21 protein-coding genes are annotated in these 23,482 nt (G+C 48.9%); 11 read left to right on the top strand and 10 right to left on the bottom strand.

Annotated elements, in window-relative coordinates:
• The 6 genes from tuf to BFC17_RS01660 all read left to right on the top strand — a co-directional run.
• Positions 1-1,161 (top strand): elongation factor Tu (tuf, locus tag BFC17_RS01685; protein ID WP_083271519.1); only part of this gene is annotated, 1,161 nt, incomplete at its 5' end.
• Between the two features lie 510 nt (positions 1,162-1,671).
• Positions 1,672-2,112: a hypothetical protein gene (locus BFC17_RS01680; RefSeq protein WP_139141971.1), complete on the top strand. Its 441-nt coding sequence runs from the start codon at positions 1,672-1,674 to the stop codon at positions 2,110-2,112.
• Positions 2,093-3,364 carry a hypothetical protein gene (locus tag BFC17_RS01675; protein WP_139141970.1) on the top strand — a complete coding sequence of 424 codons (1,272 nt, stop codon included), beginning with the start codon at positions 2,093-2,095 and terminating at the stop codon, positions 3,362-3,364. The genes BFC17_RS01680 and BFC17_RS01675 overlap by 20 nt, the downstream gene beginning before the upstream one ends.
• A 9-nt stretch (positions 3,365-3,373) precedes the next feature.
• Positions 3,374-4,960, top strand: coding sequence for a GGDEF domain-containing protein (locus tag BFC17_RS01670; protein ID WP_083271523.1), 1,587 nt, complete (start codon positions 3,374-3,376; stop codon positions 4,958-4,960).
• Positions 4,961-5,335: 375 nt separating this feature from the next.
• On the top strand, positions 5,336-7,003 hold the full coding sequence (locus BFC17_RS01665; protein WP_070174734.1) for a carbon starvation CstA family protein: 1,668 nt from the start codon (positions 5,336-5,338) through the stop codon (positions 7,001-7,003).
• 320 nt (positions 7,004-7,323) lie between these two features.
• Positions 7,324-8,406: a CNNM domain-containing protein gene (locus tag BFC17_RS01660; RefSeq protein WP_070174733.1), complete on the top strand. Its 1,083-nt coding sequence runs from the start codon at positions 7,324-7,326 to the stop codon at positions 8,404-8,406.
• Between the two features lie 16 nt (positions 8,407-8,422).
• Here BFC17_RS01660 and BFC17_RS01655 read toward each other — a convergent pair whose 3' ends face one another.
• The 3 genes from BFC17_RS01655 to pdsR are packed head-to-tail and all read right to left on the bottom strand — an operon-like array spanning position 8,423 to position 11,759.
• Positions 8,423-8,857 (bottom strand): hypothetical protein, encoded by a 435-nt coding sequence (locus tag BFC17_RS01655; RefSeq protein WP_070174732.1) that lies wholly within the window; start codon positions 8,855-8,857, stop codon positions 8,423-8,425.
• 19 nt (positions 8,858-8,876) lie between these two features.
• Complete coding sequence (gene pdsS / locus BFC17_RS01650; RefSeq protein WP_083271522.1) at positions 8,877-11,042, bottom strand: proteobacterial dedicated sortase system histidine kinase; 2,166 nt, start codon at positions 11,040-11,042, stop codon at positions 8,877-8,879.
• 27 nt (positions 11,043-11,069) lie between these two features.
• Positions 11,070-11,759: a proteobacterial dedicated sortase system response regulator gene (gene pdsR, locus BFC17_RS01645; RefSeq protein WP_070174730.1), complete on the bottom strand. Its 690-nt coding sequence runs from the start codon at positions 11,757-11,759 to the stop codon at positions 11,070-11,072.
• Between the two features lie 320 nt (positions 11,760-12,079).
• Here pdsR and pdsO point away from each other — a divergent pair, with 320 nt between their 5' ends.
• Positions 12,080-12,808, top strand: a complete 729-nt coding sequence (gene pdsO / locus BFC17_RS01640) for a sortase-associated OmpA-like protein PdsO (protein ID WP_070174729.1) — start codon at positions 12,080-12,082, stop codon at positions 12,806-12,808.
• A gap of 3 nt (positions 12,809-12,811) precedes the next feature.
• Here the strand turns inward: pdsO and BFC17_RS01635 are convergent, their stop codons facing one another.
• Entirely contained in the window at positions 12,812-13,729 is a 918-nt protein-coding gene (locus BFC17_RS01635) for a GGDEF domain-containing response regulator (protein WP_070174728.1), read from the bottom strand.
• Positions 13,730-14,079: 350 nt separating this feature from the next.
• Here BFC17_RS01635 and BFC17_RS01630 point away from each other — a divergent pair, with 350 nt between their 5' ends.
• The 4 genes from BFC17_RS01630 (at position 14,080) to panP (ending at position 18,415) form a co-directional block, all read left to right on the top strand.
• Positions 14,080-15,003: an ABC transporter ATP-binding protein gene (locus tag BFC17_RS01630; protein WP_070174727.1), complete on the top strand. Its 924-nt coding sequence runs from the start codon at positions 14,080-14,082 to the stop codon at positions 15,001-15,003.
• On the top strand, positions 15,003-15,776 hold the full coding sequence (locus tag BFC17_RS01625) for an ABC transporter permease (protein WP_070174726.1): 774 nt from the start codon (positions 15,003-15,005) through the stop codon (positions 15,774-15,776). Before BFC17_RS01630 ends, BFC17_RS01625 begins: the two co-directional genes overlap by 1 nt.
• Positions 15,776-16,459, top strand: a complete 684-nt coding sequence (trmB, locus tag BFC17_RS01620; RefSeq protein ID WP_139141969.1) for a tRNA (guanine(46)-N(7))-methyltransferase TrmB — start codon at positions 15,776-15,778, stop codon at positions 16,457-16,459. Before BFC17_RS01625 ends, trmB begins: the two co-directional genes overlap by 1 nt.
• 321 nt (positions 16,460-16,780) lie before the next feature.
• Positions 16,781-18,415: a pyridoxal-dependent aspartate 1-decarboxylase PanP gene (gene panP, locus BFC17_RS01615; protein WP_070174740.1), complete on the top strand. Its 1,635-nt coding sequence runs from the start codon at positions 16,781-16,783 to the stop codon at positions 18,413-18,415.
• On the opposite strand, the gene panC is transcribed toward panP, so the two are convergent.
• From panC to dksA, 6 genes are all read right to left on the bottom strand, one after another.
• Entirely contained in the window at positions 18,406-19,263 is an 858-nt protein-coding gene (gene panC / locus BFC17_RS01610) for a pantoate--beta-alanine ligase (RefSeq protein WP_070174739.1), read from the bottom strand. The two genes, panP and panC, sit on opposite strands and share 10 nt — an antisense overlap.
• Positions 19,263-20,060, bottom strand: coding sequence for a 3-methyl-2-oxobutanoate hydroxymethyltransferase (panB, locus tag BFC17_RS01605; RefSeq protein ID WP_070174724.1), 798 nt, complete (start codon positions 20,058-20,060; stop codon positions 19,263-19,265). The genes panC and panB overlap by 1 nt, the downstream gene beginning before the upstream one ends.
• A 36-nt stretch (positions 20,061-20,096) precedes the next feature.
• Positions 20,097-20,612, bottom strand: coding sequence for a 2-amino-4-hydroxy-6-hydroxymethyldihydropteridine diphosphokinase (folK, locus tag BFC17_RS01600; protein ID WP_070174723.1), 516 nt, complete (start codon positions 20,610-20,612; stop codon positions 20,097-20,099).
• Entirely contained in the window at positions 20,602-21,891 is a 1,290-nt protein-coding gene (gene pcnB / locus BFC17_RS01595) for a polynucleotide adenylyltransferase PcnB (protein WP_070174738.1), read from the bottom strand. Before pcnB ends, folK begins: the two co-directional genes overlap by 11 nt.
• Before the next feature lie 93 nt (positions 21,892-21,984).
• The gene (gluQRS, locus tag BFC17_RS01590; RefSeq protein WP_070174722.1) at positions 21,985-22,911 is read right to left on the bottom strand and encodes a tRNA glutamyl-Q(34) synthetase GluQRS; all 927 of its coding nucleotides are present in this window, start codon (positions 22,909-22,911) and stop codon (positions 21,985-21,987) included.
• A gap of 112 nt (positions 22,912-23,023) precedes the next feature.
• A complete protein-coding gene (gene dksA, locus BFC17_RS01585) occupies positions 23,024-23,473 on the bottom strand; it encodes an RNA polymerase-binding protein DksA (protein ID WP_070174721.1) in 450 nt (149 codons plus the stop codon).
• Positions 23,474-23,482 lie beyond the last annotated feature (9 nt).

Below are 23,482 nucleotides of genomic sequence, written 5' to 3'. Positions count from 1 at the left end.
TCGAAACCCCACGTAAACGTGGGTACTATCGGCCACGTTGACCACGGTAAAACCACTCTGACTGCAGCAATCACTACTGTTCTTGCAAAGACTTACGGTGGTTCTGCGCAAGCATTCGATCAAATCGATAACGCGCCAGAAGAAAAAGCACGTGGTATTACCATCTCTACTTCACACGTAGAGTATGACACTCCAACTCGTCACTACGCTCACGTAGACTGTCCTGGACACGCTGACTATGTTAAAAACATGATCACCGGTGCTGCTCAGATGGACGGCGCGATCCTGGTAGTAGCTGCGACTGACGGCCCTATGCCTCAGACTCGTGAGCACATCCTGTTAGGTCGTCAGGTAGGCGTACCTTACATCATCGTATTCATGAACAAATGTGACATGGTTGATGATGAAGAGCTGCTTGAGCTGGTTGAAATGGAAGTACGTGAACTGCTGTCTGAGTACGACTTCCCAGGTGATGACCTGCCAGTAATCCAGGGTTCTGCACTGAAAGCTCTTGAAGGCGATGCAGCGTGGGAAGCTAAGATTGTTGAGTTAGGTGAAGCACTGGATTCTTACATCCCAGAGCCAGAGCGTGACATCGATAAGCCGTTCATCCTGCCAATCGAAGACGTATTCTCAATCTCAGGTCGTGGTACTGTTGTAACTGGCCGTGTTGAGCAAGGTATCGTTAAAGTAGGTGAAGAAGTAGAAATCGTTGGTATCAAAGATACTACCAAGACTACTTGTACTGGTGTTGAAATGTTCCGTAAGCTGCTTGACGAAGGTCGTGCAGGTGAGAACGTTGGTGTTCTGTTACGTGGTACTAAGCGTGATGACGTTGAGCGTGGTCAGGTTCTTTGTAAGCCTGGTTCAATCAAGCCACACACTAAGTTTGAAGCAGAAGTATACGTACTGTCTAAAGATGAAGGCGGTCGTCACACTCCATTCTTCAAAGGTTACCGTCCACAGTTCTACTTCCGTACAACTGACGTAACTGGTGCTGTAGAGCTGCCAGAAGGCGTAGAAATGGTAATGCCTGGTGACAACCTGAAGTTCGTAGTAGAACTGATTGCACCAATCGCGATGGACGAAGGTCTGCGCTTCGCGATCCGTGAAGGTGGTCGTACAGTAGGTGCTGGTGTTGTATCTAAAATTATCGCTTAATCGATAATTACACCAAATCCAAAAAAGGTCGCGTAAGCGGCCTTTTTTTGTGCCTGTACGAAAGTTCTGACATCCCGGCCTCCGAGCCGGTATCTCCTTATGAGGCAGGCTCAGCCAAGACATCCTTTATTAGCCAAATAACCTTTACCGCGAGTACTATTTGGCTCTACGATAACATGCAGGGGGGGCCCCGATAGTCGCTACGCGCCTTCGGGGATGACGTAGAGGAAGTATAAGGTCATTTGCAAAGCCCTTTTAAACTCTACGATATCATGCGAGGAGATACCTGATATTCGCTACGCGCCTTCGGGGATGACAGGGTAAAAACAGCCATCATTCCGGTCCGTCAGCCGCTATTTCCTCAAAGGACTGTAAATACTCAGCTTATTCATAAATAACAGCGTAAAAAGTCGCTGAAAAACTTTCACAAATTCAGTTACGTACTATGCTTAAACTACATAATGAATTGGTATTGTTTACACAATTGCAGTGGTGACACGGTTAACACTATTGATGCGTCTATCCCGGATTATTGTTCTTTTTACTATCCTGTTAAGTGCCAAGAGTGCTGGCGTTGTCGCATCTGAAGCGGCGATAGCCATTGTTGTTGCACAGAACAGCACAATCGAGTCTATAAGTAAGCGGGAATTGATTGACGTTTTTATGGGCCGTTTCGATGTGCTGGAAAGCGGCCAGAAAGTCCAGCCGGTAGATTACGTCAATGGCTCTGCCCTGAGAGCTAACTTTTACCGGGCCCTGGTGGGCAAAAGTGAACGGCAAATCAATGCTTACTGGTCGCGCCTGATATTTTCCGGTCGGGCAAAGCCGCCAGCGCAGGTAGACTCTATTAGTGAAAGTGTCGAGTTTATTCTTACTAATAATACCGCTCTATCCTATATCCCGGTCAGTAACGTTTCAGAGGAGATGAAAATTGTCCTTGTTCTGGAATAAATCACCCGTTTGTTCTCTGTTGGTTGCTCTGCTAGCACTGCCGGTAAGCTTTCCCAGTGTCGCTCAACTTGCGGTGAGTGGATTTGCCACACTGGGATTAACCACCAGTAATAATGATGAACTGATATTTCGAACTTCGATTAATCGCTGGCCTGAAACCGGCAGCAATATCCTAACCGAGTCTTTGGTTGGTATTCAGTTTAATTATCAGGCATCCGACAAAATTGACTTTGTAGTACAGAGTATCCTCGAAAACAAAAACTATGATTCGGTGTCTGATTACGTTGAACTCGCTTTTATGCGCTATCAGATAGATCGTAACTTTGCGCTGAGAATCGGTCGAATGAATTACAACGCGTATATTCTGTCCGAGTATCTTGACGTTGGCTATAGCTATCTGTGGGCTACGCCGCCAATGGAGTTCTATTCGCCGTCTTCCTACCTTTCTTACTTCGACGGCGTTGAGCTACAGTATCGTAATGCGCTGTCTGAGGGGGTGTTACAGGCGACTTTTGCTGCCGGTACCAGCAAAGCGGATCTGCTTAGTGTTGGTTCGTACTCCAGTCTCGAGTACGACTACATGTTGAACACATCTGTTTCTTACGAAACGGACAACTGGTTGTTTAAAGGAACGTTGAGTCATTTTTCCGGCCATAGCGCCACACTTGATGGCGTTGACCAATTGGAAACGCTGGTTGAGAGCTTTCCGCAACAATGGTGGCCTTTCATGGGCGAGTTGCTTGAGTCTCTGGAATTTAAAGATCAGAAAATCCACTATGCCGCGGTGGGTGTAAACTACAATGACGAGCGTTGGTTCGTGAAGTCTGAACTGGCCTACTTTGATATTGAATGGGGGTTAACCGGTGATTTGGGTTATGGCTATGTCAGTAGCGGTTACGAGTTTGATCACTTCACCCCCTACATCACCTTCGCGTTGCTCGACGCGTTGTATGACAGGCATATCATTGCGTCGCCTCGTTACGATTTGATAGCCGACCCGGCCACACAGCAAATGTTAGGCTTTTTACAAACGCAGTTTCAGGGTCTGTATGATTCGGCGAGGATGGATCAGTATTCCGTATCCGTTGGGGCTCGCTGGGATTTTCACCACGACTGGGCGCTGAAAGGGCAGTTTACCCGGTACCGAATCAATGGTCCGGGGGCTGGTCTCTGGGGGCGGGACCGCACAGAGAGCATCGACGATCACAAGCATGTCAACGTGATCAGCATCAATATCAATACAGTTTTCTAAGCTGCCAGCATGAAGAATATGCGCCCTTTTTCGCAGAAAATTAATGTCAGGGTAGCCTTAATCGTTGCCGTTATTGGCGTATTTTTATCACTCAGCGGAAGCTTAGTAGTATTTGGCCTTGCGCTTGAGAAGCAAGAGTCACTCAGCTACAGGCTCATAGAACAACTTGCTGCTAGTGCCTCTAAAGCGTCAGTGGCGGCGGTATACGTGGATGATGAAGAGCTGGCCAATGAAATTATCAACGGGCTGATCATCAACGACCTAGTGAGTGCCGCCAAAATTCACAGTGGCCTGACGGTGCTGGCGTCAAATGTGCCGGAAGATTTTGACTCCGGGTCAATCTCGCGGGACTTACCGCATCCGTTTATCGAGGGGGAACCTATTGGTAAACTGGAGCTAATCCCCGATACCCGCTTTATCGAGCAAATGGCCCTGCAAGAGGCACAAAACAGTGCTCTGCAGATTCTGCTGGTGTCATTCGTGATCACTATTGCGATAGCCGGCACGTTGCAGTTTACGTTGTCCAGGCCCTTACTTAAACTCAAAGAGGCTTTTGAAACTGTCGATCCGAGCAGTCCGGAAAACTTGCAAAAGCTCGACATTGATTATGCCCGACCCGACGAACTGGGCTATTTAATCGAGCAGATTAACGGGCTGATACGCGCCGTACGCGCTAACTTTCTTGCCGAGCGAAAACTGCGGGTACATACCGAAAAGCTTGAACAGCAACTACGGTTATTATTCGAGAAAGCCTCAGTGGGCGTAGCGCTAATTTCGACCAAGAAAGGCATACTCATAGAGAACCCCAAGTTTAACAATATTGTGGGTACTAATTCCTCACTGGCCGATTTTATTGAGATCTTCGATGATTCGGAGTCGGTGGCAAACGTTATCGCTTCACTCAAGGCGTCGTTAAACAGTAAACCCATTGCACTGGATTTATCTTACGAAGTCGACGGCGATCGTCGCTGGGTCCATTGCCTGTTCGCCACCGTCACCGACCAGCGAGTTGTAGCGCGGGATGATGACGATGTGCTGTTTGAGGTGATTGTGAACGACATTACCGAACGCAAAGAGCGTGAAGCCGAGGTGCGCTATCAGGCACAGCATGATGCACTCACCGGTTTATATAATCGTCTGGGCGGTGAAGTGCGCTTGCAGTATTTGTTAAATCAGAGTCAGCCTGATGTTACCCGGGTATTTTTGCTGGTCGATCTGGATAAGTTTAAACCCATCAACGATGAGTATGGCCACGATGCCGGTGATGTGGTGTTAGTCGAGATTAGTCATCGCATTAAAACCCTGTTTAATGAGCCCACCGATGTATGTTGCCGCTGGGGTGGCGATGAATTTGTTATAGGTTTCCAGCGTGAAGGGTTGCCTCAATCCTCGTTGTCGACACTATGTAATACCCTGTTACATAGTCTGGAGGAGCCCATAGAAATTGGCCAGGATTTAAAGGTATCTATTTCAGCAAGTATTGGTGTGGTTGTAGTCGAAGATCCCGTGCGGACTGTTGACTTCTGGATTGGTGAAGCAGATAAAACCATGTATGAAGTCAAAAAGCAGGGGCGGGCAAACTTCCGAATTAGCTAACTGCACACAGAATAAATACCTGCATCATTTCATTTTTTGTTTTCCCCTGGCAAAACTTTACAAAAACCCATTTAAAAAGAAAGAGATTTACCGGGGTCATGACGTTTTGTTGCTAACGTCAGGTAGTACCTCCCTTGTCGAGACTGAAATTTAAGCGATTCAGGTGCTGCTGTGAATAACTCCGGCGCCACTTTTACATTTATCTTATTCACTGGTTCATTGGTCTATTGTGCAACAGAAAAATACGAAGCCCGGAAAGAAAAAAGTTAAAATCTCGGGTTAGGGTTTATATGCCCGTAAAATTGCTTAAAGCCTGGGTTGAGTAGTCAGCAAAAAAAGGGCTTTAACGTTAAATAGTTTAGTAAAGGTGAACAAATGACCTCGGTTTTAATTGTTTTGCTTGGTATTGCAGGAATGCTGCTGGGCTGGTTTATATACTCGAAGTTTATTGCTGAAAGGATTTTCCAGCTTAATGCTAACTTCGTTACGCCTGCTCACGAGATGCAGGATGGTGTGGATTTTGTGCCTACCAATAAGGTTGTGCTGTGGGGACACCACTTCACGTCAGTGGCCGGCGCAGCGCCCATAGTAGGCCCTGCGATTGCGGTATACTGGGGTTGGGTACCAGCGGTCTTGTGGGTTGTTTTTGGTACTATCTTCTTTGCCGGTGTGCACGACATGGGCGCGTTGTGGGCAAGTAACCGCCATAAGGGTAAATCCATGGGGGCACTGGCTGAAGACGTCATTGGTAAACGTAGCCGTTCACTGTTTATGGTGGTTGTGTTTCTGGTACTACTGATGGTTAACGCGGTCTTTGGTGTGGTGATTGCCAAGTCATTTGTTTCTCAACCCAATGCAGTATTTCCGGCCTGGATGGCAATTGTGGTTGCCCTGATTATTGGTCAGTTGCTAAAACGCCAGTTTAGTCTTATTCCGATGTGTATTATTGGCATTATCGTGCTGTACGCATCGGTATATGCTGGTAGCTATATTCCTATTGAGCTGCCAGAGACAATGTTTGGCCTGTCGGCAAATGCAAACTGGATCATCATTCTGTTTATTTACGCTGCTATTGCTTCGCTGTTGCCGGTATGGATGTTATTGCAGCCCCGGGATTTCATTAACGGAATGCAATTACTGGTTGGTTTGTTCCTGTTGTACGGTGCGGTATTTGTATCTTTACCTGATATCACTGCGCCAGCATTTAATGCACAAACGGCGGTAGATACACCAAGCATTATTCCGCTGCTGTTTGTTACCATTGCCTGTGGTGCGGTATCGGGTTTTCATGGCATTGTCTCGTCAGGGACCAGTTCTAAGCAGCTCGACAAAGAAACCGATGCGCGTTTTGTGGGTTATCTGGGAGCGGTTGGCGAAGGTTGTCTGGCGCTAATTACCATTGTGGCGGTAAGCGGTGTTGCGCTGGCGGCTTCACCTGAAGAATGGCATGAGGTTTACAGTCATTTAGGTGATGGCTCTGTTGCGGCATTTATTACCGGCGGTGCTAACCTTATCCAGCAAGGCTGGGGCTTACCTGTTGATTTCTCATCTACCATTTTAGCCACGATGGTGGTGCTGTTTGCCGGTACGACCATGGATTCTGGCGTACGCCTGCAACGCTATATTATTCAGGAATGGGGTGAAATTTATCAGCTGCCAATTCTGAATAACGGAGTTGTCGCTACGCTACTGGCTGTTGCCTGCTGTTTACTGCTGGCATTTGGTGCCGGTGGTTCTTCCGGTAGTGGCGGCATGATTATCTGGCCGTTGTTTGGTTCGACTAACCAAATCCTGGCCAGCATGACGTTGCTGGTTATCTCAGTGATGCTTATCAAAATGAAACGTCCGGCAGTGTATACGCTGGTGCCAATGACTTTTGTTATCGTTATGGCTTTCCTGGCGGGGATTATTAAGCTGAAGGAATACTATTTAGCCGGTAATTATTTGCTGGTTTTCCTGGATGCGGTGGTACTGGTTGTGAGCGTACTGGTCATGCTGGAATCCTGGTCTGTGATTCGAAAATTCAAACAGCAATCTGTCTGAATGAAAAAAGCCGTCATCACTGACGGCTTTTTACTTTTAAGGGTGTCAGACTTACTTGTCTAAAGATATGCGTTAAATACACCAGCCGTGATGACCATTAACGAAACAGAATACAACACCAAAGAAACCTGGTCTGACAATTTTGCTTTTGCCATAATTCAAACCTCTTATTACTGAATGTAAGTTTAATGTAACAAATAAGATTGATTTTGTTAATTATTCTTTGGTATTAGATAGTTGGTTTAAATTAACGCTACTTGTAACCGTGGCGTAAGGCCTCATAATAGCCACTGTACATTCGATTCAATGGATTGCTTTTAATGATTTTACTGCTTGTTTATGTTGTTATCGCGCTGGGTTTTTCCTTCCTGTGCTCTGTTGCTGAGGCCGTCGTACTAAGCGTGTCTTCTGCTTACATATCAGTGCTGGAAAAAGAGCAAAAGGCCAGCGGAACGGTATTACGGGAATTAACCGAAGATATAAACAAACCACTTTCTGCCATTCTTACCCTCAACACTATTGCTCACACCATGGGGGCCGCAGGCGCTGGTGCCCAGGCGGCAGTAGTATTCGGCGATGCGTATCTTGGGGTTATTTCAGCCATTCTTACGTTGCTCATTCTGGTGTTTTCCGAAATTATTCCGAAAACACTGGGCGCAACATACTGGCGTTCTCTGGCCCCCGTTACGGCGTACTTCCTAAAATACCTTGTGGTGGTGTTGTTCCCTTTTGTCAAAATGTCGGAATGGCTCACCAAAGGGTTTAAGGAAGACAGTCCTTTGAGAGGGTTGAATCGTGCTGAACTGCAAGCCATGGCAGAACTCAGTGGCGAAGAAGGGCAGCTTAACGAACATGAAACGGCTTTTATGAAAAGCCTGCTGACTTTAAACGAACTGGTGGTGAAAGATGCCATGACACACCGAACACAGGTGTTTTCGGTGCCAGAAACCCTGTCTGTGTCGGCCTTTTTCCATAAGCATGGCACGATTAAATACTCCCGTATCCCAATCTACGAAGACGACGACAGCGAGCAAATAACGGGCTTTGTAATGCGTTCTGATCTGCTGGTTGCACAGGCCAAAGGCCTTGAAGAGACTACGTTGGCACAGTACCGCATGAACATGGTGACGGTGCTGAGTTCGATGCCGCTATCTACTACCTTTGATCAGTTTATTAAAAACCATGTGCATATTTTGCTGGTAGTGGATGAATACGGTGGCCTGGAAGGGATCCTGACACTGGAAGATCTGCTCGAAAGATTACTGGGTGTTGATATTGAAGATGAGAAAGATACCAACGTCAGTATGCGCCGCCTTGCTTATGTGATGCATCGACGTAAGCAACTGATGATGTTAAAAAATGTCCCCGATAGCAGCATGCAGCAGCAGGCTGGTAAAAAGTAGCTTACCGCTTTCGCCATCAGGGATTGTTCAGACGCTCCTGCCACATGGTCAGGTGTTCCTGACGCTTTTGTTGCAGCTCGCCGCTAACTTCAGGATCAGTGTGTAAGTCGGCAGGGATCATCAGCAACATGCGGTCACAGGAAAGCGCCGAGACGGCGGCTGCCCATACCTGTGTCATATGCACATTGCTTACCTGCGGGTTGTTGGCCATTTGTCGGGTTGCCGCTATAAGCGTTGCCATCAGGCTGTCTTCGCCAGGATACATGGTGACTGTGATGTCAAAGTCGCGTTTTAGCTGTTGATAATCCTCACTGTCCTGGCTGATATCCCGGCCTGTTTGCATAATCCCCATCACCGCAGACTGAGCATGACTAAAGGTATTAAACAGTTGGGTATGGAGTTGACCAAACTGGGACTCCAGGGCAATGATGCGCGGATCTGCTTTACTCATTTAACTTACTCCGGGCTGGTTAAGCGGCTAACGGTAACGAAATTATCACACATACGCCGGTGTTGTCCGGTAAATCCTGTAGGGCTATTTTACCTTTGTGAAAAGCCACAATCATATTGGCGATGTACAAACCCAGGCCAAGGTGAGGCGGACCATCGGCGGAATTTCCTTCAGCCCTGACAGACACCATGGATTGAGTCAGCTGCTCGTGCATTCCCTTGGGTAATAAAGGGCCGGTATTAGTAATGCTGAGTTTAATGGTGCGTTGTTCCTGCCACATGTGCAATGCAATTGTGCTTTGGGGCTGACTGAATTCAACGGCATTAGCAATAATTTTATCGAGCATCTGTGCAATCAGATCCGGTGAGCCGGAAAGCAAGGCTTTCTCACAGGACAGCTTTAACGCAAATTGCCGCTGAGGATAAGCATGCTGGTAGCCTTCCAGACAACCACTAACAACCTTTACAATGTCGAAGCGTTCGGTATCTTCCTGACTAATCATTTGTTCTAACCGGGTCGCTTCGCTCATGCTGTTAAGAATACTACTTAAGCGGCTGATTCCCGATTGCGCGCGACTCAAAAATACCTGTTGCTGGGCGGGATCTTGCACCTCATTGAGGGTGTCCAGGGAAGAGCGAACCACCGCAATGGGGGTTCTAAGCTCATGGGACAGACGGGAAGCCATGTTCTCCAGGTACGAGTTGTACTGCTGTAGTCGGCTTAGCACCGCGCTGAACGAGCGGGATAGATCGCCAATTTCATCACCATTTTTAGACGGGGCAAGGCTACCGACGATTTTGCCGTTCGGATCGATAACCGCTTCGGTATCATCCCGCAGTGCGCGAATCCGACTGGAAATACGATGGGCAAACATTAATAAACCAAAGGTGCCCAGCAACATCACCGCCAGAATAACGTGGAACAGTTGCTCCAGCGCCCGGTTACGCAAAGTGCGGATCCCATGGGTGGTTTGCTCTACGACCACTGCGCCCATGACCGAGTCACCAATGTAGATGGGATAAGCGGCGGATAAAATCACGGCTTTGTTATCCGGCGTGAGCCGCCACAAGGAGTCCGGCTCTCCGCTCAGAGCATGATTAATGTCTTTGCCTGCCAGTGCATAAGCATCCGCCAGCTCGTCAACAAAATCGCCGGGCGGGCGGGTCAGTATCTGGTAATACAAAGGCAGCAGCCATTGTTGCTCGATGTAATGCCACCAGTCCGGACTGTCACTTTCGGCGCTGCCGGCATTAAAACCCTGGGATGAATGGATAGAGCCTGAGCGCGCCAGCACCCGCTTGTGCTTGTCAATCACCCACACCCGCGAGTCGGCGTAGCGCAGGCCCGAAAGGATCCGCTCAATTTCCGGCGAGGGGGTTACCACCGTGCCCAAATCATCACTTTGGTTTGGATTCGCTGTGCCCACCGCATACTGCTTAATCCGGGTCACCGGATCGTCGACATCAACGATGGCGAAGGCTAATGCCCCGGATGTCATGGTAATGGGAAAACGCAATTCAACATTGTAGCCGGTGCTGGTTTGCTCCCAGCGGCCCTGGATCTCAAGGGCATTATTGACCGCGCGAAAACGGCGGGGATTTTCGTCCAGCTGATAGGCATTCACCCAGCCGGGTTTATAGGGCGAGATAATGTAGCGATGCAGCGTATCCTGCGCATCGAGCATGCCAATCAGGAGATGATCGGAACGGTCGACACTGAGACTGTTCGGTGCCCGAAAAACTACCTGATCATCGGTTACTGCAAACATTGCATAAAAGTACTGATCGAAACGCCCCACCATATGCTCCACCGATAAGGTAACCGGCACGGCGTGCTCTGAAAACCAGGTAACTACGTTATCGGCATTGTAAGACTGGATAAGTGGTGAGACGGCTTGCCATTCCTGTAACCGGCCATCAAGCTGAATGGGCACGTCTATGGGCGGTGCATACAGATCAGTACCGGGCCGGACGTTTTGCAAATAGGCTGACTGGCTGTCAAACAACGCCGGGCGTTCATGCAGTGCCGTTGCCACCGCCCGGGCTGTACCAATCATGGTTTGCTCCTGACCAATTCGCAGGTATTGCTCCAGCTCCCAGACATACTTGTAGCCAAGCCAGGGAATGGCAAATAAAAACAGCGACAATACGAGTAACTGCAAGCGTATTGAAAAACGAAATTTCACCAGCTAAGACCCCTTGATTGCCAGCGGCTATTGCTGCCAGCGATAGCCCATGCCATAAACGGTATCAATATGGTCAAAGCTTTCATCCAGTTGAATAAATTTTTTGCGCATGCGCTTGATGTGCGACGTTATGGTTGAATCATCCACCACCATGCGGGACTCGTCCATTAGTTGCTGACGACTTTTTACATGCCCCGGCCTTTTTATCAGCGCGTGGAGCATCCAGAATTCGGTTACCGTTAATGCCACCGGAATGTCTTTCCAGCTTACGCTCATGCGACTGACATCAACCTTCAGATGGCTCAGACGAATGGTGTCGGAATCCTGCCTCGGCGTAGCCAGTAAATCGGTCCGTCTGAACAACGCGGCGATGCGGGCGAGCAGGTGAGCCATGCTGATGTCTTTGGTCAGGTAATCATCTGCCCCCATGCGCAGACCGCTGATAGTATCGACATCATTATCCCGGGCGGTAAAAAAGATAATGGGTAACGATTGGGACAGCTGACGCAGTTGCTGACACAGCATAAAGCCGCCTTCCATTTCGTCTTTTAAACCAATATCAATAATTGCCAGGTCGGGCAGGTACTGGCTGAATGCCAGGCTGGCCGAGGGGCGGTCGGCATAAGCCTGAACCGTATAACCCTGCCCGGTTAATACCGCAGTGTAGTTATCTCGAATAGCAATATCATCTTCGACAATGGCGATTGTTCTTGGCATACATCATTTATCCTGTCCAACTGCTTAATCCCGCGTAGCCCGGGTAAGTACACTGTTACTATATCTTAGTTAGCAGACTTGGTCTGAAGTTCGGCTCAAATTCCCTGACCTTGCCATTTTTCTGCCACTTTTGCCCGTGACGAGACGGTATTTTTGCGCTTTGGCCGGTGTTTAGCTGTCCGTTTTGCCACAAAAGGCCATGTTTTTGCGCTTTTGTTCACCACATTGCCATAACTTACCTGCTTCGGCGCCATAACCCGCTGATGTAATTAGTCGTGTTCACAACGTAATTCGATTTAATGACTCAGAGGATATTTATTATGCGTAAATCCATTTATTCAGCTGTTTTTGCTATTTCCTGTTTAACTGCGGTAGCGCCGGTAACGGCAAAGGAAAAGGACCAGGCTTACGAGCACGCAGCCGGCATTGGACTCGGCTCTGGTATGGTTATCGGGGCTGTTGTCGCCGGGCCTGTGGGAGCTGCCGTAGCGGGGTTCTTTGGCGCGTTACTGGGCAATGATGTAAAACAGGATAAAGAGCTACAGGCCAATCAGGCTCGTTTAACTGCCCAGGCCGAATTGCTCTCGCAACGCGACCATGCCCTACTGGCAATGCGCAGTCAGATTGAGCAATTACAGCAGGAGAACATGACCACCAAAGTGAATGACATACAGACTCAGGAAACCCCTGCGATAACCTTGCAAAGTGTTGTGCAATTCCAAACCGGTGCCTATGACATCGCACCTGATTATCAGCAGCAACTGGACTTAATTGCCAAGGCTCTGCGAGGCTATCCCTCATTGCAAGCGCGCTTAACCGGCCATGCTGATCAGCGTGGTGACGCAAAGTATAATCAGGCATTATCAATGCAACGCGCTATCAGCGTGAAACAGTATTTACTGAATAAAGGCGTGAACGAAAAGCAGGTGTTAACCCTGGCTTTGGGAGAAGAGCGTAGTCAGCATAAAGAGTACGAAGGTACCTTTTTTGACCGCAAAGTCGTCATTGAGCTCGGCGAAGAAGATCCTACGCTTACGGCGCAGCGTTAGTTGTCAGCCAATCACTACCTGATTTTTACCCCTGAGCTTGGCATCGTACAGATTGATATCAGCCTGTTCGATAACCTCGTTCAGGGAGTGTTTTTCAATATCAGACACACTCACTGCACCAGCACTGAGTGTGACGCGTTTAAAAGGGGAGTTTTTATGCGGGATGTCCAGCTGATGTATTTCAGCAACTATCATCGCGGCTATCTCCTTAACCCCGGATAAGCCGGTATTAGGAAGCAGCATGACAAATTCTTCTCCACCGTATCTTATCACCGCATCCCGCGCACGACGCGAATAATAAGATAAAACCCCAGCGACCTTTTCAAGACACATATCCCCTTTCAGGTGACCATAGGAGTCGTTGTATTGTTTAAAAAAATCCACATCAAAAATAATCAGGCCGAGTGGCTGGTTATCACGCATCAGCTGTCTGGATAAGCGGGGGTATTCGTGTTTGAGGTAATTACGGTTGAACAAGCCGGTCAGCGTATCCTGAAAACTCAGACTCATTAACGCGTCCAGACGTAACTTACTGAGCAGGTGGTTTTTGACCCTGTGTTGCAAGGTATCGGCAACTAAAGGTTTTGTGACAAAATCATTCGCGCCGGATTGCCAGCAGGAAAGCTGAGCGCTTTCCTCGTGATCAGCCGTAATAAAAATGATCGGGATATTCTCGGTGTCGCGTTGTTTCTTTAATTCCCTGCATAGCTCAAGCCCACCCATTCCGGGCATATTCAGGTCAACTACCAGTAGATCGGGCACGCGTTTCTGACAAAACATAATAGCTTCACCCGCACTTGATACCGTCAGACACCGGCAAACGTTACTTAAAATAGTTGCAACCAGCGCAGCACTGATCCGGTCATCGTCGACGATCAGTACAAGGCATTGTTCAAGGTGTTTGGTAGTGGGTATTTGCATTCAGGCCTGACTTATTATGCCTACTGGCTAAGCGCCTTTTATTGTTTGGTCAGTTTAAACCATAGCACGGCTTTACCGGCTGACAACCTGAATAGCTAATGTAACGTATGTGAAAGGTATTAAAACTGCCTTGTTGGTATATTTTTTTATAACTTAATGAGGTGTATCGCCCGCTGCCTGCTACGAAATGACCCACTTGAAATGCGATAATTTGTTACTATATATGGCTGCGTACGTAAATTTTCTGTCAGCGATGATGGCCAGGGCCATGGCTGTTAACGCCGCTGCCGCCTCAAAGCGTGCGCATAATTAATTCGCCAAACGGCAACTCAACAATCACGGAATACAGCATGCAAGCCTTAACAATAAGTGGGTTAACCAAAACCTACCGCGGTGGTGTTCATGCCCTCAAAGGTGTGGAACTGAGCGTTAATGAAGGGGATTTTTTTGCCCTGCTCGGTCCTAACGGTGCCGGCAAATCTACCACAATTGGGATCATCAGTTCGTTGGTGAATCCCTCGTCAGGTACAGTCAGTGTGTTTGGCTATGACCTTGTAAAACAAAAAGAGCAGGCTAAAGCCTGTATTGGTTTAGTGCCTCAGGAATTCAATTTCAATCAGTTTGAAACCGTATTGCAAATTGTGTTAAATCAGGCAGGGTATTATGGCGTGCCGCGTAATATTGCCCATGAACGAGCCGAAAAATACCTGACGCAGTTAGACCTGTGGGAAAAACGTAATGCCCGCGCCCGCGAGTTATCCGGCGGTATGAAGCGGCGTCTTATGATCGCCCGCGCACTGATGCACGAACCCAAAATGCTGATCCTCGATGAACCAACTGCGGGGGTGGATATCGAGATCCGCCGCTCCATGTGGCATTTCCTGCAGGAAATCAATCAACAGGGCATCACGATTATTCTTACTACGCACTATCTGGAAGAAGCCGAGATGTTGTGCCGCAATATCGCCATTATCGACAAAGGCCAGATTGTCGAAAACACCTCAATGAAAGCCTTGTTATCCAAGTTAAACATCGAGACTTTCGTCCTCGACCTTGAAGGTGAAACCGACAACGTTAATCTTGACGGATTTGCCCACCGATTACTCGACGGTAATACGCTGGAAGTAGACGTCGCCAAGTCTGATGGCCTGAATGCGGTTTTTAATCAGCTTACAGAGCAGGGGATTCAGGTAATGAGTATGCGAAACAAAGCTAATCGCCTGGAGGAATTGTTTGTCAGTCTGGTGGAAGCCGGACGTAAGGAGGCGGTGTAATGTCTGCCGGAAATAACTGGGTTGCCTTAACCACCATCTGGATAAAAGAATGTACCCGTTTCCTGCGGATCTGGGTTCAAACGCTGGTGCCGCCAGCGATTACCATGAGTTTGTATTTTATTATATTTGGTAACTTAATCGGCGAAAGAATCGGCCAGATGGGCGGTTTTACCTATATGGAATTTATTGTTCCTGGTCTGATTATGATGTCGGTAATTACCAACTCCTATGCAAATGTCTCGTCGTCATTTTTTAGCGCCAAGTTCCAGCGCAATCTGGAAGAAATGCTGGTGGCGCCGGTGCCCACATCGGTGATTATTCTGGGCTACGTTGGCGGTGGTGTGGCGCGGGCCATGCTGATTGGTCTGATTGTTTCAGTGGTATCAATGCTGTTTGTCGACGTTCATATTCATAATTTAGCGGTCATCGTTCTGACCCTGTTGCTTACCGCGACCCTGTTTGCCACCGCCGGACTGGTTAACGGTATCTTTGCCAAAACTTTCGATGATATCAGTCTGGTACCCACCTTTGTGTTAACGCCCTTAACCTATCTGGGCGGGGTATTTTATTCGCTTACCCTGCTACCGGAATTCTGGCAGTGGGTGAGTAAAGCCAACCCTATCGTATATATGGTAAACGGTTTCCGTTATGGTTTTCTGGGGGTGTCCGATGTCAACATTGGTCTGGCCATGGGCTTGTTGGTGTTGTTTAACCTGGCGTTATTTACCGTGGCTTACACGTTACTTAAACGCGGTACCGGAATTCGTTCCTGATTATGCAAGGTAATTCCCGCACGGTTGAAAGCCAGCAGCCGGGTGTTCACGAAAAACTGGAAGCGATCGTTGAGAAGTATCAGCATACTCTCAACCGTCGCCCTATTCATGCCCATACCCAGCAGGCATTTGATGACATTGCCGACTGGCTAAGCGACTGGCAGGGCGAGGTGATACTGGATTCCTGTTGCGGTGTAGGCAAAAGTACGGCGGGACTGGCATTACAGTACCCGGATGCTCGTGTAATCGGGGTGGATAAGTCTGCGCTGAGAGTGGGTAAACATGCCCATTATCAAAGTTCGCAGGATAATTACCGGGTGGTTCGTGCTGACGTCGTGGATTTCTGGCGACTGATGCGTAGCGCCCATGATGAAAGTTCATGGCGGGTAACAGGCCATTATTTACTTTACCCTAATCCTTATCCCAAACCTTCCCAAGTGCAAAAGCGCTGGCATGCCAGTCAGGCGATGCCCGATTTAATGGCTTTGTCTGAGCGTATGGAGGTCAGAAGTAATTGGTTGATATACCTGGAAGAGTTTGCTATTGCAGCAGCAAAGTATGGTATGGAATGCCAAATTTCTCCTGTCGACCCGGCTCTGCCCGCACGTACTCCCTTTGAACTGAAGTATCAAAATAGCGGCCAGACTTGTTGGCAATTGCTGGGTAAGCGAACCGGCAGTTAGTCTCTTTCATGCAGCTAAAATCAGCTTTTGTGTCACTAATGTGACAGATTTTCATGGGTTTTTGTTTTAAAATCCTTATAATCGCAATTTCTTTACGGACTCCCCCAGAGTGATCTGACGGGGTACTGGTAGCAGAATCCCGGGCCTTCTTGGCGTGACTGGGAATCTGCGCTACAGTCTGAAGATTGTGAAAGGTCACTATCGCAGTGGATAGGTGTTGCCATTGACCGGTGACCGTTTAGCGATGCTGCATTTTCGATAATGTGCCTGAGTGGCAGCGCAGCATCGCCATTATCGTTTTCAATTCGAGAGGTGTACAGTGTGGGTGAAGCACAAGTAAGCTTGAAGCACCTGTTTCGGGTTTTTACCAAGCCAGAGCACAAAGATTCCAAGCTGGCGCAAATTGAAGAGCACCTTTCAGACAATATTCTGGATTTCTTGTCACAACATGTAGTGACCAAGAAAACGTCGTTGGAAGAGGTGGAACAGGATTTTGCTGATGCCAAAATGCCTGAAACACCGGAATTTGTATCGACCCATGCCGAAAACCTGTTGGAAAAGCTGGTGGCACACTCGGTTAATACCTATTCGCCCACTTTTATTGGTCATATGACCTCTGCGTTACCTTATTTTCATTTGTCACTGGCTAAACTGCTGGTGGGCCTTAATCAGAATCTGGTCAAAATTGAAACCTCCAAAGCCTTTACGCCTCTGGAGCGTCAGGTGCTGGGGATGATGCACAACCTGATTTACGATCAGGACGAAGACTTTTACGGCAAATATTTGCACAGTGCACGCCATGCGCTGGGGGCGTTTTGCTCTGGCGGTACGGTAGCCAACATCACCGCGTTGTGGGTTGCCCGTAACAAAACCCTGGGCCCGCAGGGCAGTTTTCCGGGGGTGGCCAGAGCCGGACTGGCAAGTGCATACCGTCATTATGATATCAATAACCTGGGTTTGCTTTGCTCTCGCCGGGGGCATTACAGTTTATCGAAAGCCGTTGATTTGCTGGGAATTGGTCGGGAAAATCTGATCACCCTGCCATGTCCTAACCAAACGCTGGATCCCGCGCTGGCGTTAAAACAGGGCCGTGAGTATCAGGAGCAGGGTAATAAACTGCTGGCGCTGGTGGGGATTGGCGGAACAACTGAAACCGGCCATATCGACCCGCTTGATGAACTGGCCGATGTGGCGAAAGAGCTGGGCTGCTGGTTTCATGTGGATGCTGCCTGGGGCGGCGCGACACTGTTTTCCAGCGATTATCGCGGTATTCTGAAAGGAATTGAGAAAGCGGACTCAGTGACCATTGATGCACATAAGCAAATGTATGTACCAATGGGCGCGGGGATGGCCCTGTTTAAAAATCCGGAAGATGCCAACGCGGTGCGTCATCACGCGCAGTATATTTTGCGTGAAGGCTCTAAAGACCTTGGCGCCACGACGCTGGAAGGCTCCCGCAACGGCATGGCAATGATGGTTTACTCATCGCTGCATATTCTTGGCCGCAAGGGTTACGAATTGCTGATCAATCAAAGTATTGATAAAGCTAAGAAATTCGCCGCTATGATTGATGCGCACCCGGACTTTGAGCTAGTGACGTCGCCTACGTTGTCTATTCTGACTTATCGGGTATGTCCGCAAGTGATTCAGCAGCAGTTAAAGTCGTTACCAGCTGCACAAAGCCAGCGGTTAAACAGCAAGGTAGATCGGCTGGTAGTCAATGTTCAGAAACTTCAGCGTGAAGCGGGTAAATCCTTCGTATCCCGGACGCGTCTGGAAAGTCCGATTTATGGACCTTATCCGATTACGGTATTCAGGGTGGTGTTAGCCAACCCCATGACCACGAAACGGGATCTCAAAGCAATTCTTGAAGAACAGTACGAAATAGCTATGCGCAACCGCGTATGGCAGGAGTTACTGGCAAGTGTACCGCAGGAAACACTGGATCAGGCATGATCCAGTGTAATTTGCAGATTATCAATTAACCGTGTTGAGCCCATAAAAGCGGCTACCAGAATAACCAGATTGCGGTCTTCTGTTTGAGCCGGTAACAAGGTTCTGGCATTGCGGATAGTGATGTAATCAGGCGTAAAGCCAGCTGCTTTTAATGCTGTTTCAGCCTCTTGCTCAATGGTCGCGAAAGTCCCCGAATGATTCTCAATACTCACTCGCATGTTTTGCATGGTGGCATAGATTTGCGTGGCGGTAGCGCGCTGCTCTGCCGACAGGTAACCGTTACGTGAACTCATGGCCAGACCGTCCTGCTGACGACAGGTCGGCACACCCACAATGGTAATTGGCATTGACAGGTCTTCCACCATGGTGCGGATCACCTGCAACTGCTGGAAGTCTTTTTCGCCAAAGCAGGCCACGTCTGGCTGAACCATATTAAACAGCTTGCATACTATGGTTGCGACGCCGCGAAAATGCCCCGGACGGGAAGCGCCGCACAGTAAATCAGAGATACCAGGTACTTCCACAAAGGTTTGATCCCCTAAACCGCGAGGGTAGATATCATCAACAGCCGGGAAAAACAGGGCATCAACACCCTCGGCCTCAAGCTTGCTGCGATCCGCATCCAGGGTGCGCGGATAAGCATCGAGATCCTCATTAGCGCCAAACTGCATCGGGTTAACAAAAATCGAAACCACCACTTTGTCGGCCAGGGTTTTGGCCTTTTTTACCAGATCCAGATGACCATCATGCAGATTACCCATGGTTGGGACAAAAGCTACGGTGACGCCTTCTTTACGCCAGATCTGACGAATTTCGCGGAGATTATTCAGAGATTCTATAAATTGCATCATTTGTCAAAGCTATGTTCTGGGCCAGGAAACTGACCATTTTTAACCTGCTCGATGTACAGCGCCACGGCTTTTCGCAGATCACCGGTTTCAGCGAGGTAATTCTTTGAAAATTTGGGCATGTAGTTGGCGCTAACACCAAACATATCGTGCATAACGAGGATCTGACCGTCGGTATGAACGCCTGCGCCGATGCCAATCACCGGAATGGATAACTGGTCGGTAACTGCTTTGCCCAGTTTTGTCGGCACACATTCGAGCACCAGCATTTGCGCACCGGCCGCCTCGAGTGCCAGCGCATCTTCGATCAGCTGCCGGGCTTTGTCGTCTTCGCGCCCCTGAACTTTAAAGCCGCCAAAGACATTAACGGACTGTGGTGTTAAACCTAAATGGCCACACACAGGCACACCACGCTGTTTCAGACCGGTAATGGTTTCGCACAGCCAGGCGCCACCTTCCAGTTTTACCATGCTGGCACCGGCGGCCATCAGCTGGCCTGCATTTTCATAAGCCTGGGCTGGTGTTGAATAAGACATAAACGGCATGTCAGCAATAACAAATGCTGCGTTAACGCCGGCAGCCACTGAGCGGGTGTGATAAGCCACTTCGGCTGTTGTTACTGGCAAAGTACTGTCCTGTCCCTGCAGCACCATCCCCAGCGAATCACCAATTAACAGCACGTCCACGTTTTGTTCGTCGAACAGCTTGGCGAAACTTGCATCGTAAGCGGTGAGGGCGGTAATTTTGTCGCCGTTTTGTTTTTGTTTTACCAGAGTGGAAATTGTCATTTTTTTCATGGGCATTCTCCCAATGTTATTTACCCGGCTGAGCCGTTAATGCGCTGCTTGTTCGTTGATGGAAGCGAGACGCCTGAGTCCTTCCAACGAGCAACGGGATACCCATAAGGCCAGGGGGGAACCGTCAGGCATAATCATTTCTGATGCGATTTCAAAAAGTGGCACCAGCACAAATTCACGCTCTGCCATACCGATATGGGGAATAGTCAGATCAGGCGTTTTTACCGATTCATCGCCATACAGCAGGATATCCAGATCCAAGGTTCGTGGTCCCCAGCGTTCTCCTTCCCGAACGCGGCCGTGATAATGCTCAATTTTTTGTAACGCAGCCAGTAATTCATGGGGGGCCAACGCCGTTGAAATACGGGCCACCGCATTAACATATACAGGCTGATCCTGTGGTCCCATCGGTTTGCTCTGATAAAAGGAGGATGCTTTTAGCACCTGGGTGTCAGCAAGCTCGCTGATGGCACACAACGCCGAGACCAACTGACTGACCGAATCGCCAAGGTTACTCCCCAGGCCAATATAAGCAATTTGTTTACTGGGCATGACTGTCTGACTTTGGTTTACGTGGACGGCGACGTTTACGGGGCTCTCTCCCCTCTTCCTGACGCAGGGTATTCAGCATTTTTTTCTGATTGGCAGGCGATGCGTCCTGAAATTGAGTCCACCAGTCAGCCAGCTCCAGTAAATCGCCCCCTTCAGTTCGGCCTCGCGCTAATAAAAAGTCGTAGGCTGCGCGGAATTTGGGGTGAGACAGCAACTGAAAAGCCCGGCGACCAAAGCGGCGGGGCAGGCGTTGCTGCAAGTGCCAGATATCCCTGACCACAGTGCTGAACCGTTTAGGGATCATGATGCGCTGCGACTGACGATGAAGTATATCACCCATGGCAATGTTAAACGCGTCGTGACCATTTAAACCGGCTTCTGACTGTAATTTAGTGGCGTGTTCTTCTACCGGATACCACAGTAAGGTGGCAATCAGAAACGCTGGTGTAACCCGCTGGCCAGTGTTGATGCGCTCATCGGTATTCTTTAGCACCAGTTCAATCAAACCAATTTCTTTGCTATCCGGTGCCGCAAACACTTTGCCAAGCATTGGGAATAATGGCTCGAGCAGGTTGTATTCACGTAACAGCCGGAAGGTTTGCAGGCCGTGACCGGACAAGAAAAGCTTAAGCATTTCTTCGAACAAACGGGCGGGAGGGATATTCGATAGCAGGTGCGCTAATTCTTTAATAGGCTTAGCGGTGCGTGGATTAATAGTCATATCCAGCTTGGCGGCAAAGCGCACGGCACGCAGCATTCTGACCGGGTCTTCGCGATAGCGGACTTCCGGGTCGCCTATCAGGTCAACTTCGCCACGTTTAATCGCATTGATACCATTGGCAAAATCCGTAACCGAAAAGGTCGCGACGTCATAATACATGGCATTGAAGGTAAAATCGCGACGTTCTGCGTCTTCTTCGATGGTGCCAAACACGTTATCCCGCAGTAACTGCCCCTCATCGTCCTGTTTGGCCACCGACGGGTCTTCGTTATGGTGCCCACGGAAAGTGGCTACCTCGATAATTTCACGACCAAATACGATATGAGCGAGGCGAAAACGACGACCAATCAGACGACAGTTACGAAACAACCCCTTAATTTGTTCCGGGGTTGCGTTGGTAACCACGTCAAAATCTTTGGGTTTATGACCAAGCATTAAATCCCGCACACAGCCGCCAACCAGATACGCAGAAAAGCCTGCGTTGTTTAAGCGGTACATGACTTTCAGGGCGTTATCGCTGATATCTTCTCGGGAAATTGCATGTTCAGCGCGAGGGATCACCACACCTTTAATTTGTGGTGTTGATTCGCTGTCGCGGCTTAATGCGCGTTTTACCTTGTCCAGAACGCGGGTAATGATGGTAACTACTCCTTAAATCTCAGGGCCATTATGATAAGTAGATTCTGCCCCGTCGACAATGATTTCGTGCTGTTTAGGCACACTATTATACTGCCAGGCGTTAATGGCTGCACTAAGTAGTGATGCCGTTGTAGTGTGGTTGCTGGCGATATCCGCGAAGCCTAAAAAAGTCAGCGCCTGTTGCAGGTTATTCAGCGCATGTCGATTATCCAGTGGCCTGGCATGATTTTGTTTGCTTAGTTTACGCCCTGAGGAGGTCGCTGCAACCGGAATATGTGCATAAGCAGGTGGCTGTTCGCCAAGTTGTCTGTACAGCGTAAGGTGTGCCGCAGTGGTGGCGAGTAAATCGCTACCGCGCACAATGTGGTTGACCCCCTGGGCAATATCGTCGGCCACGACAACCAGATTATAGCTGTGCAGGCCATCCCGACGACGCAAAACGGTATCTTCCAGTGCATGGGGATCGGTAATTTCTACCGGGCCCAGGAGATTGTCGTTGAATGTGGTGACAGGTTGGTCACATTTAAATCGCAGGGCGTTGCCGGACTCGGCTAAGCCCAGCTCCCGACAGGTACCGGTGTAAACGCCCCCGGTGCTTTTTATTTGCTTGCGTGTGCACTGACAGGCATAAAGTACCTGCTGAGAACGCAGTACGGCCAAAACCTTGTCATAGTCGCCAAGATGGGCTGATTGATAACGGACTTTACCATCCCAGATAAGTTCATGTGCAGCAAGACAGTCGAGGATTTGTTTATCCGCCCCGGCGATACAGCGCGGCGCATCAATGTCTTCCATACGCACCAGCCAGGTGCCATTGTGTGCTTTGGCATCAAGATAACTGGCTAAAGCGGCGATTAACGAACCAAAATGTAGCGGTCCGGTGGGGGAAGGCGCAAAGCGACCAACATAGTGCGTTGAAGAAATAGGGACAGAGGTCACGATAGCGGTAGCCGTGAGAACAAATAATGAGACCCAACCACCTTTTGCGGATGCCGGGTTGAAGAGGGAGAAATTTCCGGCCAGTCAATGCTGCGCTGGCCGGTCATTGTCATTAACCCTGAAGCTGTTTTTCTTTAATTTCAGCCATGGTCTTACAGTCGATGCACAGATCGGCCGTGGGACGAGCTTCCAGACGACGGATACCGATTTCGATACCGCACTGGTCACAAAAACCAAAATCGTCTTCTTCGATGCGTTTCAGGGTTTTTTCGATTTTCTTGATCAGCTTACGCTCACGGTCGCGGGTACGCAGTTCTAAACTGAACTCTTCTTCCTGCGCTGCCCGGTCTACCGGATCAGGGAAATTCGCTGCTTCATCCTTCATGTGTGTAACTGTGCGATCTACTTCTTCACGCAACTGGTTACGCCAGGCTTTAAGTATTTGACGAAAATGCTCCATCTGAGCATCGTTCATATACTCTTCGTCATCTTTTGGCTGATACGGGGTCAGCCCGGCTAGTGCCAAAAGACCAAGGGATTTGGTTTCTTTCTCAGCTGGCATGTGTCACTT

Source organism: Marisediminitalea lipolytica (genome assembly GCF_001758465.1).
Lineage (GTDB): Bacteria > Pseudomonadota > Gammaproteobacteria > Enterobacterales > Alteromonadaceae > Alteromonas > Alteromonas lipolytica.
This window is presented reverse-complemented; position numbering and strand designations above follow the sequence as displayed.